Here is a 14365-nt window from a genome sequence, read left to right as displayed (position 1 = left end):
GTATCCAATGCCCTGATTTTCAGATTAGCCTCTGCCAAAGCCTTTTTCAAGGCTTGGAGTTCTAAGGCTTCAGATGTTTCTGGTGTCTGCTGATTCTTTGACATATCTAAGGATGAGAAATCTCTAAGTTCGGAATTTTCCTGCTTAAATCTCTTGATCCACTGATTTATCAATGAAGTACTACTGATATTGAATGAAATACGTGCTTGTTTTAAGCTCATACCGGACTCTATAGCACGTACTACAGAACGACGCTCAGATTCTGTATAAGACTTATTTCCACTACGATAGCCATGTTGAAATAGCCAGGCTTCAAGTGATCTTGAACTCATGCCGTACTCCAGGATTAAATCCTTACGGGGTACTCCCTGCTCAACAAGGCTAACGATATGCGAAATTAGACGCTTATCAAATTTTTGTTGTTTACTGGTCCGAGATGAATAAATTAATGCTGTTTCTTTTGTTTCCATACACTGTTTTTAGTGTATAGCTTTTTTAGGAATCGACACTGCTTAGCTGTTTGTTATATTCTTTTCATTAACGAAGACCTAAACTTATAAGGCAAAAAAATAAAGTGATTATTGCTAAGTGAGAGAGGCCAAACTTAAGAGCTTAAATATTGAAATTAATTAGTCTTTAGTTCGAGTTATTGATTGTACTCCTCCTGCATCTTACATTTTACATGAACTTTACGCTAACAAAAACTATTTGTACCTATATTCGTATATAAATTTAAAATAAAGATGATAAGCACAATTCTAATCCTATTAAACTTTTTGGTTCCAAACCCACCAAAAAATGTTTACGATTTCAGCTTTAAAACTATTGATGGTAAAGAGATCAAACTATCGAAATTTAAAGGCAAAAAAATTATGATAGTTAATACCGCTTCTAAATGTGGGTACACACCTCAATATGAAGACTTGGAAAAACTTCAGAAAGAATATGGTAAAAAAGTAGTGCTAATTGGTTTTCCAGCGGGCAATTTCGGTGGACAAGAATTTTCTACAAATGCCGAAATTAAAGAGTTTTGTACTGGAAAGTATAATGTATCGTTTTTATTGGCTGAAAAAAGCAGCGTAAAAGGAGATGATATTACGCCACTATTTAAATATTTAACTGCGCAAACAAATACTGAAGAACAGGGCGATATTAAATGGAATTTTGAAAAATTCTTAATTAACGAAAAAGGAGAGTTGGTGCACCGTTTCCGTTCTAAAACTAAGCCTATGGATGAGGCAATTGTAAAGAATTTATAAAAGTATGGAGGATGTGAGATGGAAAATGGAATGTTTTTCTCTTACAGTTTCTCAAGATAAAAAAAGGTAAAGTGATCTGAATTTATTTCCAGTTCACTTTACCTTTTTTACTTTTAGAGAAGATTTTTTAGAAGATTTTTTGAAGCTGGTTATCCATCTTGCATTATCCGTTATAAATCTTTAAACTAGTTTTTTTCTAAAACAGCTTTCCAAACTAAGGCGCTTAAAACTGCACCAACAATTGGTGCAAAAATAAACATCCAAACTTGTTTTAAAGCTTCGCCACCTGCTAATACAGCAGGGCCAATACTACGAGCTGGATTAACAGAAACGCCAGTAACCTGAATACCAACGATATGAATAAGCACTAAGCTTAGGCCAATTGCTAAACCTGCAAAACCGCCGTTGATATTTTTTGTTGAAGTTGCACCAAAAATAACCAGCAGAAAGATAAACGTAAATGCAGCTTCAGCTACAAATGCGGCAGTTGAATTGTACTGACCTAGATAACCAGTACCCCATCCATTTGAACCTAAAGCCCAAGGTTTCATTTCAAAACCAGGATGGTTACTTACAATAAGATACAATAATCCTGCACCTGCAATTGCGCCTAAAATCTGGGCAACAATATAATATGCAGCATCACTAGCTTTCATTCTACCTGCTACAACCATACCGATGGAAATGGCGGGATTGATGTGGCAACCTGAAATGTGCCCAATTGCATAAGCCATTGCCACTACTGATAAGCCAAACGCGAATGATATTCCTAGCAAGCCAACGCCTGTTGTACCATTTGCACCTGCAATTACTGCACTTCCGCAACCCATTAAAACCAATACTAATGTGCCAAGAAATTCGGCGCTAAACTTTGAGAATGTTGATGTTTCCATATAATTAATGTTTAAGTTACTAACTGAAAAAATTATAATGGGACGATTTAATGCGACAAAGTAAAGCAAAAATTACCAGTAGATATAGTTTTTAGGAATATTCTTGAAAGGAGTTTTGGTTAAATAAATAATTGAATCAAAAAAAAATCCCTAACATTTTTAGTGATAGGGATTGAATTTTATTTGGATTGATGTTTAAACCAAGAAGCCACCGCCCAGTAAATCGTTGCCTTCGTAAAATACTGCCGATTGACCTGGAGCAATTGCAGAAACATTGTGGTCGAATACTACACGCATTCTATCTTTTTCCTGTACAATTGTGCTTAGCATACCAGCATCTTTGTAGCGTATTTTAGTTATTACATCATTCATTGGTTCTTCAATGCTTGCATATTTTATCAGGTTAATATTTCTAACCATTGCTTCACGACGTTCTAATTCATCGGCTTTGCCTAAGACAACGGTATTGCTTTCTGGTAAAATTTGGGTAACAAACATAGGTTCGCCAAATGCAACACCTAAGCCCTTACGTTGACCAATTGTGTAGAAAGGATAACCTTTATGTTGGCCTACAACCATTCCATTACTTAAAATGAAATTACCACCTGCAACTCGATCTTCTAGATCCTCTACTTTATGTTTTAAGAAGGCTCTGTAATCATTATCAGGAACGAAACAAATTTCATAACTCTCTGATTTTTTGGCAAGCTCTTCTTGTCCCATATCCAAAGCCATTTGTCTGATATCAGATTTAGCAAAACTACCCAAAGGGAATTTTGTACGGGAAAGATTTTCTTGAGAAACACCCCAAAGTACGTATGATTGATCTTTGTTTTCGTCTTTTCCTTTAGAAATTACATAGCGACCGCTATCTTGCTGGCGAATGTTTGCGTAGTGTCCTGTGGCAATAAATTCACAATCCAGTTTATTAGCACGTTTTAATAAAGCTTCCCACTTTATGTGTGTATTACATAATACACATGGGTTTGGTGTTCTTCCTGCCAGATACTCATCAACAAAATTATCGATAACGTAATCTCCAAATTCATCCCTAATATCAAGAATGTAATGCGGAAAGCCATAATTTACAGCTAGCGTACGGGCATCGTTAATACTATCTAATGAGCAACAGCCAGTTTCTTTACTACTTCCACCAGAAGTTGCGTAATCCCAGGTCTTCATGGTTAATCCAATTACTTCATAACCTTGCTCATGTAACATTACTGCTGCTACCGAACTATCAACCCCGCCACTCATGGCTACCAGAATTCTACCGTGTTTGCTCATTTTAAAACTATTGGGTGCAAAAATAAGGTTTATTTAGTTGATTTTTTTGAATACGAGTCAACTACTTGTAAAAAGCTGATTGTATTTTTTACATGAGTTAAACGATTTAGTATGATAATTTTTAAAGATATACATTAAAATTAATACCTTAGAAATTTCAAAAAATAAGTTAAATTTTATATTGATATGATTAAAAAATTTATCCTGCCATGTCTTTTGCTTTCAGCATTTGCAGTATCTGCACAGCAAAACTTAGTGCAGTATGTTAAACCAATAATCGGTACTTCAAAAATGGGCCACACTTACCCTGGGGCAACAGTGCCTTTCGGTGCGGTGCAATTAAGCCCAGAAACAGATACTTTATCTTATGAAGTTAATGGTAAGTATAATGGCGATGTTTACAAATATTGTGCGGGATATAAATATGAAGACAAAACCATAACTGGTTTTAGCCATACGCACTTTAGTGGTACGGGCCATTCCGATTTAGGCGATTTTTTAATTATGCCTACTCAAGGTAAATTACAGTTAAACCCAGGTACCGCAAACAATCCTAAATCGGGTTACCGCTCAGCCTTTTCGCATGCAAATGAGGTTGCAGAAGCTGGTTATTACAAAGTGAAACTTGATGATGATAACATAACTGCAGAATTAACTTCTACAGCAAGAGTAGGTATGCACCAATATACTTTCCCAAAATCAGATCAATCGCATATCATTTTAGATTTGATGGCTGGAATTTATAATTATGAGGAAAAAAACGTATGGACATACATTCGCGTTGTTAATGATACTTTGGTAACTGGTTATCGCCAAACAAATGGCTGGGCCAGAACAAGAACCGTTTATTTTGCAATGAGCTTTTCCAAGCCATTTAAAAGCTACGGACGTAAAAGCTATGATCCAAAACAGGCTTACAGAGGTTTCTGGGGGAAATTTAACCAGGATAAAAACTTTCCTGAAATTGCAGGAAAGAAACTGAAAATGTACTTCGATTTTGATACTCAAGAAGGGGAGAAAGTGAAGATTAAGTTCGCTTTATCTCCTGTAAGTCAGGAAAATGCTTTGCAAAATATGCGTACTGAAATTGCAGGATGGGATTTTAACAAAGTAAAAGCGCAAGCACAATCTGTTTGGAACAAAGAATTAAATAAAATTCAGGTAACGACTTCAAATGATAATAAAATAAATTTTTATACTGCCCTTTACCATGCTTTCATTAATCCAACAACTTATACCGATGTTAATGGAGAATATAAAGGTTTAGATCAAGGGATCCATAAAGCAGATGGTTTTACCAATTATACTACTTTTTCTTTGTGGGATACTTATCGGGCTTTACACCCTTTCTTTAATATTATGCAACCAGGCAGAAGTAATGATATGGTTAAATCGATGATGGCGCATTACGATCAAAGCAGTTTACATATGCTGCCCATTTGGTCGCATTATGCAAACGATAACTGGTGTATGAGTGGTTACCACAGTGTTTCGGTTATTGCCGATGCAATTATAAAAGGTACCTATAATGGCGATCCGAACAAAGCGTTGGACGCTTGTATTGCAACCGCAAAACATCGTGATTATGAAGGGATAGGCTATTACATGGATTTAGGTTATATTCCTGCTGATAAAAGTGGTGTTTCTGTTTCAAACAACCTGGAGTATTCTTATGATGATTGGGCAATTGCACAACTGGCTAAAAAATTGAATCGTACAGATGTTTACAACGAATTCATTAAGCGCTCTAAAAATTGGAGAAATAACTGGGATAAAGCTTCAGGCTTTATGCGCCCCAAACTAGCTGATGGTACTTTTAAAAAAGAATTTGATCCAAAAGATACAGAAGGACAGGGATTTATTGAAGGAAATAGTTGGAACTATAGCTTTTTTGTCCCTCATGATCCAGCTTCACTTATCGAAGCAATGGGCGGGAAAGCTAAGTTTACGGCACGTTTAGATACTTTATTTACCATGCATTTGCCTGATGAATTTTTTGCTCATACCGAAGATATTACTCGTGAAGGTATAATTGGTGGTTATGTGCATGGAAATGAACCTGCACATCATATTGCTTATCTTTATAATTGGACAGATCAGCCCTGGAAAACGCAGGCTCAGGTTCGCCATATTTTGAATATGCAATACAAACCTACAGCTGATGGTTTAGGCGGAAACGATGACTGTGGACAAATGAGTGCCTGGTATATGTTTTCTTCATTAGGTTTTTATCCCGTTTCTCCAGGTTCTGATATCTATTCATTAGGAAGTCCTTCTGTTAACAATGCTGTTCTAAACTTAGAAAATGGCAAAACTTTCACTGTTGAGGCAATTAAGCAAAGCGATAAAAACATTTACGTTCAAAAAGTTGTATTAAATGGAAAAGAAATTACCAATCATCAAATAAAACATGCTGATATAACGAATGGAGGTAAGTTAACTTTCTATATGTCGGCCAAACCGAAAAAATAAATAATAAACACATCCCTAGTACAAACAAACCGTCGGCAAAAAATGCTGGCGGTTTTTTGTCTTTTAAAGATTATTTTTTTGTGAAAAGATTTCGAATAAACTTAAAATGCTTATCTCTAATTTTTGTATCCTACAAGGCAAAACTATTTTTAATTTAGCGCCTGTTAATTATGAGGAAAAGAATAAAAAGACATTTAAGAACCGCGAGGTATATTGTTTATAAAGAAACACTTATTGACAAAAAAGAACACTTATGGACTTTTTTGGGATCATTTTGTGGAATTGCTTTAATTGGATTGCTTAATTCTAAATATTTTACCGCCTATGATAATCTCTTTTTAATAGGTTCGTTCGGGGCTTCATCAGTTTTAATCTATGGAATAATTAATAGTCCATTAGCACAACCAAGGAATTTAATTGGCGGTCATTTTTTTTGTGCATTAGTTGGCGTAACCATTCATAAGCTAATTCCTGGGGAAGTGTGGCTATCTTCTGCACTTTCGGTTTCCTTATCTATTGTTATCATGCAGATTACTAAAACTTTGCATCCTCCTGGTGGTGCAACGGCTTTAATTGCAAATATAGGTTCTGCCAAAATTCAATCTTTAGGTTATCTATATGTTTTTAGCCCAGTTTTATCTGGCGCATTTATACTTTTACTGGTTGCCATTTTCTTTAACAACAGAACATCCCACCGAACCTATCCAATAAATAAAAAATGGTTTTTAGTTTGGAGAAGGTACAGAAGGTAATGTTGAAAGCAGTTTGCAAGCTTAGTTAAACTTGTAATGAACACTTTAAAAACCATTGTTAAACATAGCTTAACCACCAATTTTTATGTGTTGCTTTATACTTTTTAAACCACTTGCATGGATAATAAAGGGCTGCTACAACAAATATCCATATTAAATAGACGATCCATAAATTGTAGCCAAAAGTTGGTGGTCTGAAGTAAAAGGGAATCTGGACGATTTGCTGTGTTGTATTTTCTTCTAAAAAGAAGAGCAATACTAAAATGAAATGCAGAAGATAGAAATGGAGCACGTAATAGAAAAAAGGAACACTGCCATAAACCGACAATACTCTACTTACCTTGTTTTGCACATTCTCTGTAACAGAAAGTATGAGCAAAGCAACTCCAATGGTAATACAAGTATATTCTAATGATGGTGGATACTTGCTAACGTTTAAAAACGAAAGCAAATTCTTGAAAACATCATGATATTCTTTCAATGGTACAGGATCGCCGTAGAAACGAAGTAAGCGCAAAGCAACAAAAAGAACTAAAGCCAATGCACCAAAATTTAGAAGATTACGATGACGCTTAACTGCACTATAATCCACATTAAACCATTTCCCAGCAGCATAACCTAAAAACATAATGCCTGTCCATGGTAAGATTGCATAAAACACGCCTATCAAGTGATTGCTTCCTAGCGGCACAACAGTACCAAAAGCAGTAAAAAATATCTTTAAAATTAAACCTACATTTTCATCTTTTGGGGTAGGAAAGAGATCAAATATATTGTGGCCAAGTACTAAAAGTAATCCAATTACCAAAACTAGCTTATAAGAAATTCTGCTAAATAAAGCTAAAAGAATCATGCTAAAACCTATGGCCCATATAACCTGAAGGATTACAAAATTGTATTGTGGGTTGAAAGTTAAACCAAATGTAATAATCACAACCTCAACTATTATAAGCCATAAACCTCTTTTTAGTAGAAACGAACTTGCTTTTGCTGGCGTTTTATTTTGCGCCGAAAGATATGCTGATAGCCCTGAAAGAAATACAAAACTTGGTGCACAGAAATGGGTTATCCAACGGGTAAAAAACAAAAAAGCTGTGGTCGTATCTGGATTTAGCGGATCGCTAGTCATGGCTTCAATATGAAAAAAGTCGCGAGTATGGTCTAAAGCCATAATTATCATAACTAATCCACGCAAAATATCAATAGATAGAATACGCCTTGATAGAGTAGTTTGGTTAGGATTCATTTTTAAAGGTTTGTAGGGATTTAAGATTGCTGTATTACAAATTCATTTGCTTGACAGCTGATTTGGGAGCACGTTGCTGCCATGCCAATTTTAGAAGCTGTTTGAGTTCTTCTGGCTCTACTCGTTCTAAATTAATGAGCATGTATTTATAATTTTCGTAATGTGGTGTTATAAAAAAAGTTTTTGGGTCTTTATTTATCCAAAGATTTCTTTCTTCATTGTATAAAACCAAACTTTCACCATCTTCTTTTATTCGAGCGAATATCTTCTTATTTGCATAAAAAGCGGGCGTTTCAAAGCAAATTTTTTCAGTTACAGAAGGCAGTTCCATTACAGCCTGTCTGATAAATTCTAATGCCTGAAGAGTACTATCCTTAAAATGAATCATTATAAAAATAATCTTACTTTGTAGGTATGGTTTAATATTCGGTTTTTATTTTCAGTTTTAGAAAATTGTTAGTTAAACAGATTTTAATAAACTGACTAAGAACATATTGCAAAATATTTTTCGTGTTGTATTTTTAAAGTTACAATTTTTTAAATTATTGTAGCGCTTTTTAACTGCTAAAAAATACTACCATTTTTCTAAATGATAAACAACAAGAATTTATTCCCATAAGGAGTAAATAACAAATGTTAATAACTTGATTTTTAGTTGATTAATAAAAGTTTAAAAACCGTGATTTATGTATTATAACATAGGTTTATTTAATTTACAGCAGGTTGATAACTTTTTTTTATTTGTTAATAACTCTGAAAATTTAATATTTAGGTTTATGTTAATCATAACTATGCTGAAAGTTGAATTAATCTTATAAGACTATGATTATCAATTCTATAATGTGAATTCAAAGTTTGGCTCAGGCCATATTTCTTTGTGTAGACTTACAGCAACTATAAAATAAAAAATTATGGTAACGTCATTTAATCAATTAATTGAACATAACTTACCTCAGTTAAACGCTGTTTTTCCTTTGGGCCAAGATGAACTTAATTTATTTAAAAATGCAGGGAGATTTTCAAAAAAAACGATTAGAAACCATCATCGTTTAAGTGATCGGGTAGAGAGTCGCATAAATGATTATGAAGCGCTATCTTACCATTGCCAAACGGGCTCAAATCCATTGTGGATATCACCATCTTCTAGTTTTAAACCAGAAAAAATTTTATACAATCTTTTTATCGATGATTATGAGTTGTTTCTGCAATTTATACAATCTTTAAAACCTGATGCTTGTGTAATGGAAAGGCTAGAAAAACTTATTACCATAACAGATTTTTTCTGTTTATATAACAGATTTAATTTAAGTGATAAACTTTTAAAGCATTTCCTTGCTTCCCTTAAGCCAATCGACTTTCAAATTTTAGTAGAAGGTTGGCTAAATCAGTTAATCTCCTCTAAAGTTCCTTTAAAAGATATAGCGTTTGAAAGCTGGTTAATAAAAATTTGTGAGGGGCAAAGCAAAGTTTCATTATCTGTTATTTTAATATTAAAAGATATAATCGAAAAAGTCAGCGGGAAAAAGAATGAAAAAGTATTGTTAGTTAGCCTTACTGCGATTTCTAATCGGTTGCTTGTACAAAATCGCCCGATTAAAACAAAAGAGAAGGTTAAGCTTCTGAAAAACAAAGTTCCAACTCGCTCTACAACCATCAACAATGCAGGTTTGGTTTTATTGTGGCCATTCTTTAAAAATTTGTTTTCTCATCTCGAATGGTTAAATGAGAATAATTTTAAAGATAATTTAACCAGACAGAAAGCGGTTGTTTATTTACACTATTTGGTTTACAATCAATTACCTAAAGATGAAAGTCAGTTATTGTTAAATAAGATTATTTGCAGTGTTAAGCCAGAAGAAGTAATCGATATTAGTTCAATTAATTTCTCTGAAAAAGAGATGGCAGAGGTTAATGATCTTAAAATGGCTGTTCTTGAGAATTGGGTCGATTTGAAGACATCTTCCGCTCAAGGATTGACGGATACTTTTTTACTCAGAAATGGAAGCTTAAATAAAAAAGAAAATGATTGGTCGTTAAATGTAGAAAAAAAAGGCTTTGATGTTTTGCTTGGCCGATTACCTTGGGGACTATCGACGATTAAATTACCCTGGAATAATCATCTTATTTATGTAAGCTGGTAAACCTACAATACGCTTAAACGATGAAGTTTTTAACCTAAGTCATGTAGTTTAAAGAAGTATTTCAATACTATGTAACTGCACTATAATACTCGCTGATCTCCATCCAAAGATTATCACCACCCTGTAAACAATGGGCTTCGTCAGATGTGGATATTTAAATCTATTTAGGCAGGGTGAAAATAAAATAAAAGCCAGTAGTGCTTATTGTTTTTCTAAATCTTTCACAGTGTATTCATTTGTAAACGGGTTTTATGTGTAAATTCAATACCACATAAGAAAAACGATTTAGGAATGCCATAATTGATGTTTTTGATTTTGAAGTTCAGCATATTTTAATATATATTTGTTTTAGCACTAACCAGATGAACCGTCTTAATATTAATGACGGTTAGAATTTAATTTGTTTATATAATATATCTGATTAGAGTGAATGTTAACCAGAACTAAATATAACACACAAAATAATTATGAAAAGAAGAACTTTTATACAAAACACGAGCCTCTTAGGTGCAGGTGTTGTAGCTTCAAAATTTTCTTTTGCTGCAAATTTAGCGCCTGAATTTCCGATTGTAAGGGTTGTAGAAGGTAAAAGACACTTTAAAAGTAATGCTGTTGATGAAGCAATTAAAACCTTTCAAGCCAATGTTAAAAACCCTGAATTAAGCTGGCTTTTCGAAAATTGTTTTCCAAACACGTTGGATACCACAGTTTATCACTCCGAAAAAAATGGCCGCCCAGATACTTATGTAATAACTGGAGATATTGATGCCATGTGGTTACGTGATAGTTCTGCACAAGTTTGGCCGTATTTGCAATTTGTGAATGAAGATATTCCATTGAAAAAATTAATTGCTGGTGTTATTATTCATCAAACCAAATGTGTTTTAAAAGACCCATATGCAAATGCTTTTTACGGCGATCCAGAAAAAGTAGGTGAGTGGAAAACAGATAAAACTACAATGCAACCTGGCATACACGAGCGTAAGTGGGAGATAGATTCTTTATGTTATCCAATCCGTTTGGCTTATCATTACTGGAAAAAAACAAGCGATAAAACACCGTTTGATGCCGATTGGAAAAAAGGAATTGAGGCTACTTTGAAAACATTTAAAGAGCAACAACGTAAAACAACTAAAGGACCATATCATTTTCAACGAGAAACAGCCCATCCGACCGATAGTTTACCAATGGCGGGTTATGGTTTTCCAGTAAATCCAGTAGGTTTAATTTGTTCGGCATTTCGACCTAGTGATGATGCAACCATATTTCCTTTTTTAATTCCGTCGAACTTCTTTGCAGTAACGAGTTTAAAACAAGCGGCAGAGATGATAAAGGCTTTACAACCTGATTCTACTTTAGAAAGTAGTTTATTAAATTTAGCTGATGAAGTTAATGCAGCGATTCAAAAACACGCGATAGTTAACCACCCGAAATATGGCAAAATTTACGCTTTCGAGGTAGATGGATTTGGTAGTTCTTATTTAATGGATGATTCGAATGTACCAAGTTTATTGGCGTTACCATATTTAGGTTCGGTAAAACTAGACGACCCCATTTATCAAAATACTCGAAAATTTGCGCTTTCGCTTGATAATCCATATTTCTTTAAAGGTACAGCAGCTGAGGGAATAGGCGGTCCACATGCTGGCCAGGATATGATTTGGCCAATGAGTATTACTATGAGGGCTTTAACTTCTACCGATGATAAAGAAATAAAGATGTGTATAAATACTTTACAGAAAACGCATGCAGGTAAGGGCTTTATGCACGAATCTTTCGATAAAAACGACCCTGCCAAGTTTACAAGAGCTTGGTTTGCGTGGTCTAATACTTTATTTGGTGAGTTATTATGGCGAACTTATCATGAAAAACCCGCTCTATTAAAAGTTTAATTGTTAAGCCTGTTTCGATAACCGAAACAGGCTTTTTTATTTAGTAATAAGTTTGGGATTAATTTCATATTTTAGGTTAATCTAATCCTCATTTTACTTAAGGTTAAATAATTAACGAATCTCTCTAACCAAATTTTATCAACAAATGATTAGAAATTGTTTGATCATCGGCTTAATGCTTTGTTTTATACAATCGTTCGGACAGTCAACAAATCAACATCAGCCTTTTGTTAAAAAGATTAATGATTACCTTAATAATTCCCCCCAGGAGAAACTTCATCTTCATTTAGACAAACAAATCTATCGACCAACTGATACTATTTGGTTCCAAGCTTATGCTGTTAATGCTGTTGATCATAAACCAAGCGAAAGAAGCGTTTTTTTGTACGCTGAATTAATAAATACAAAAGATTCTGTTTGTAAAAGCTTGCAGTTTCCAATAAATTTTGGCTTTTCGATGGGAGATATTCCTTTATCAGATCAATTTCCTTCTGGTCTCTATCGACTCAGAGCTTATACCTCATCGATGAAGAATAGTGGGGGTAAATTCTTGTTTAATAAGTTGGTTTGTATTGCTGATGAATTATCAGAAAATAATTCAATAGCTAACGGACAATCCATTGATTATAAACCTTCATTTGATTCATTAAAAAACGGTGCTGGATATAAACTTAATTTGGACAATACGAAATTGGATAGTCTGTATTTAACTATTTCTACGGATACTGAGCTATTAAATAAGGAAGAGGTAACCCTTGTTCCTTTATCCAATGGGAAGCCCTTATTCATGTTTAAAACAAAAATGACTGAACGAGAAATTCATCTAACCATTCCTAAAAATAAGATGCCTGATGGTATAATTAATTTTTCTTTGTTAAATGCAAACGATTTGATTATTGATCAAAAGATGGCATTTAATCCCGTTAAGGAAAGTGGTATTTTAACCCTCAATGATTTAGCACCAATTTACAAAAAGAAAGAAAATGTTACAGTTAACTTAGATGTTAAAAATTGGCTTGGTAAACCTTTAATTGGCAGTTTTTCAATTTCTGTAACTAACGCAGATGTAGTTCCTTTTATTGAAAAGAATGAAAGTACAATTTACAGCAATCTGCTTTTAAATGCCGATTTCGAAAATGGAATAGATTATGCAAATTATTATTTATCTAAACCTGTCGAATTAGATAATATATTACTTTCTAAAAATTGGGAGCGCCCATTGTTTAGCAACTCTAAATGGGAAAGTAAAACTAACACCAATCATCTGGCAGAATTGTCGGGTAAAGTCGTAGATGAAAAACAGCGATTTATTCAGGGCGCCGAGATTACCTTATTTCCAGCAGAGTTAGGTAGCGGCAATATTATGAGTACAGTAAGTGATTCAGCTGGGCTATTTCGTTTCGGTATTCCCGATAGTTTAATTTATGGAAGTTTTATTGTAAAGGCAAAAACAAAGAAATTCAAAGAGCTTATAATAGAATTAGATAAAGATAATCCCCTAATTGTAAAGCCGTTTAAGAGGTATTTACTAGATAGTGTGAATACTCCTAAACAGAAAAAAATTGTAACGCTTAAAAATCAGAAAGGAAAACCGTTAATTAATAAAGATGGAATCAACCTAAAAGATGTAGAAATTAGAGATTATAATCCCAAGCCTAAGTTGATAAACTCACATTCTTTTAATTTAAATGGCCCTGGGCAAGCAGATAAAGTTTTTACAGAGAAAGATTTAGAGCACGAAATAGATTGGACAATTCTATTAAGAGTATCAGGTATAAGATTCACAGGTGCGATTAGAGGCGGGCTTCCTTTTGCTGACAGTAATATTTATTCCTCTAGGGGCGCACCTGGAGTACCCATGTTAATTCTAGTTGATGGTGTGGCAAGCAGTTTACCAGCCATACATGATGTAGAAAGCATAGAGATTTTGAAAGATGTGGCTTATTCGGGTATTTATGGAATTCGTGGTGCTGGCGGTGTAATTGTTATTACAACTAAAAAAGGTGATCGAAAATACAATTCAACAACATCTAAAAATATTGTTACATATAAATTTCCTCTTTCCAAAGCAGATATTTTTAATGCCAACGACAGGGATGATGCTGGCTCTACCTTATTTTGGAAGCCAGATTTAATAACAGATAAAAATGGTAAAGCTAGTTTCTCATTTAAGAACAATGATATTGCTGGAAATTATCGAATGATTATTGAAGGTATTAGTACCTCTGGAATACTTTTTAGAAAAGAATATTTTTATAGAGTAGAATAAATAAAGAGCTTACTGAAGAATTATGTAAACCAAATCTATTGGTTGAATTTACCTAAGATTATTTGCTGCTGGGTATCTGTCCAAATCATAATAAATAATTGATCATTTCTTCCATTTCTAAATCATAACATACTGTGTCGGATAATTAATTATT

The 14365-nt window shown here is 33.8% G+C and carries 11 protein-coding genes; 6 read left to right on the top strand and 5 right to left on the bottom strand.

The features are described 5' to 3' along the window. Positions 1-470: helix-turn-helix domain-containing protein (locus ABD692_RS20865; protein WP_344770098.1), on the bottom strand; the 470-nt coding region annotated here is incomplete at its 3' end. A gap of 273 nt (positions 471-743) precedes the next feature. Here ABD692_RS20865 and ABD692_RS20860 point away from each other — a divergent pair. After that, positions 744-1259, top strand: coding sequence for a glutathione peroxidase (locus ABD692_RS20860; RefSeq protein WP_316758827.1), 516 nt, complete (start codon positions 744-746; stop codon positions 1257-1259). Between the two features lie 185 nt (positions 1260-1444). On the opposite strand, the gene aqpZ is transcribed toward ABD692_RS20860, so the two are convergent. Both aqpZ and mnmA read right to left on the bottom strand, forming a co-directional pair. Beyond that, complete coding sequence (gene aqpZ / locus ABD692_RS20855; RefSeq protein WP_344770096.1) at positions 1445-2152, bottom strand: aquaporin Z; 708 nt, start codon at positions 2150-2152, stop codon at positions 1445-1447. Positions 2153-2347: 195 nt separating this feature from the next. Beyond that, the gene (mnmA, locus tag ABD692_RS20850; RefSeq protein ID WP_316758831.1) at positions 2348-3439 is read right to left on the bottom strand and encodes a tRNA 2-thiouridine(34) synthase MnmA; all 1092 of its coding nucleotides are present in this window, start codon (positions 3437-3439) and stop codon (positions 2348-2350) included. Positions 3440-3625: 186 nt separating this feature from the next. Here mnmA and ABD692_RS20845 point away from each other — a divergent pair, with 186 nt between their 5' ends. Then, on the top strand, positions 3626-5911 hold the full coding sequence (locus ABD692_RS20845; protein WP_344770094.1) for a GH92 family glycosyl hydrolase: 2286 nt from the start codon (positions 3626-3628) through the stop codon (positions 5909-5911). Between the two features lie 170 nt (positions 5912-6081). Then, the gene (locus ABD692_RS20840) at positions 6082-6663 is read left to right on the top strand and encodes an HPP family protein (protein WP_316758835.1); all 582 of its coding nucleotides are present in this window, start codon (positions 6082-6084) and stop codon (positions 6661-6663) included. A 58-nt stretch (positions 6664-6721) separates the two neighbouring features. Here ABD692_RS20840 and ABD692_RS20835 read toward each other — a convergent pair whose 3' ends face one another. Together ABD692_RS20835 and ABD692_RS20830 are read right to left on the bottom strand one after the other, a co-directional pair. After that, a complete protein-coding gene (locus ABD692_RS20835; RefSeq protein ID WP_344770090.1) occupies positions 6722-7909 on the bottom strand; it encodes an acetyltransferase domain-containing protein in 1188 nt (395 codons plus the stop codon). 34 nt (positions 7910-7943) lie between these two features. Beyond that, entirely contained in the window at positions 7944-8297 is a 354-nt protein-coding gene (locus tag ABD692_RS20830) for an MmcQ/YjbR family DNA-binding protein (RefSeq protein ID WP_316758839.1), read from the bottom strand. 523 nt (positions 8298-8820) lie between these two features. Between ABD692_RS20830 and ABD692_RS20825 the strand changes: the two genes are divergently transcribed. The 3 genes from ABD692_RS20825 to ABD692_RS20815 all read left to right on the top strand — a co-directional run bounded on the left by ABD692_RS20825 (position 8821) and on the right by ABD692_RS20815 (position 14211). Further along, entirely contained in the window at positions 8821-10050 is a 1230-nt protein-coding gene (locus ABD692_RS20825) for a contractile injection system tape measure protein (RefSeq protein WP_344770088.1), read from the top strand. Positions 10051-10517: 467 nt separating this feature from the next. After that, positions 10518-11942, top strand: a complete 1425-nt coding sequence (locus tag ABD692_RS20820; RefSeq protein ID WP_344770086.1) for a glycoside hydrolase family 125 protein — start codon at positions 10518-10520, stop codon at positions 11940-11942. 145 nt (positions 11943-12087) lie between these two features. After that, entirely contained in the window at positions 12088-14211 is a 2124-nt protein-coding gene (locus tag ABD692_RS20815; protein ID WP_344770084.1) for a carboxypeptidase-like regulatory domain-containing protein, read from the top strand. Positions 14212-14365: the final 154 nt, after the last annotated feature.

This window comes from Pedobacter ginsengiterrae, assembly GCF_039537385.1.
Taxonomy (GTDB): Bacteria; Bacteroidota; Bacteroidia; order Sphingobacteriales; family Sphingobacteriaceae; genus Pedobacter; species Pedobacter ginsengiterrae.
This window is presented reverse-complemented; position numbering and strand designations above follow the sequence as displayed.

Coding starts and splice junctions, on each gene's coding strand:
- ABD692_RS20860 (WP_316758827.1), top strand. CDS start 744: ATGATAAGCACAATTCTAATCCTATTAAACTTTTTGGTTCCAAACCCA.
- aqpZ (WP_344770096.1), bottom strand. CDS start 2,152: ATGGAAACATCAACATTCTCAAAGTTTAGCGCCGAATTTCTTGGCACA.
- mnmA (WP_316758831.1), bottom strand. CDS start 3,439: ATGAGCAAACACGGTAGAATTCTGGTAGCCATGAGTGGCGGGGTTGAT.
- ABD692_RS20845 (WP_344770094.1), top strand. CDS start 3,626: ATGATTAAAAAATTTATCCTGCCATGTCTTTTGCTTTCAGCATTTGCA.
- ABD692_RS20840 (WP_316758835.1), top strand. CDS start 6,082: ATGAGGAAAAGAATAAAAAGACATTTAAGAACCGCGAGGTATATTGTT.
- ABD692_RS20835 (WP_344770090.1), bottom strand. CDS start 7,909: ATGAATCCTAACCAAACTACTCTATCAAGGCGTATTCTATCTATTGAT.
- ABD692_RS20830 (WP_316758839.1), bottom strand. CDS start 8,297: ATGATTCATTTTAAGGATAGTACTCTTCAGGCATTAGAATTTATCAGA.
- ABD692_RS20825 (WP_344770088.1), top strand. CDS start 8,821: ATGGTAACGTCATTTAATCAATTAATTGAACATAACTTACCTCAGTTA.
- ABD692_RS20820 (WP_344770086.1), top strand. CDS start 10,518: ATGAAAAGAAGAACTTTTATACAAAACACGAGCCTCTTAGGTGCAGGT.
- ABD692_RS20815 (WP_344770084.1), top strand. CDS start 12,088: ATGATTAGAAATTGTTTGATCATCGGCTTAATGCTTTGTTTTATACAA.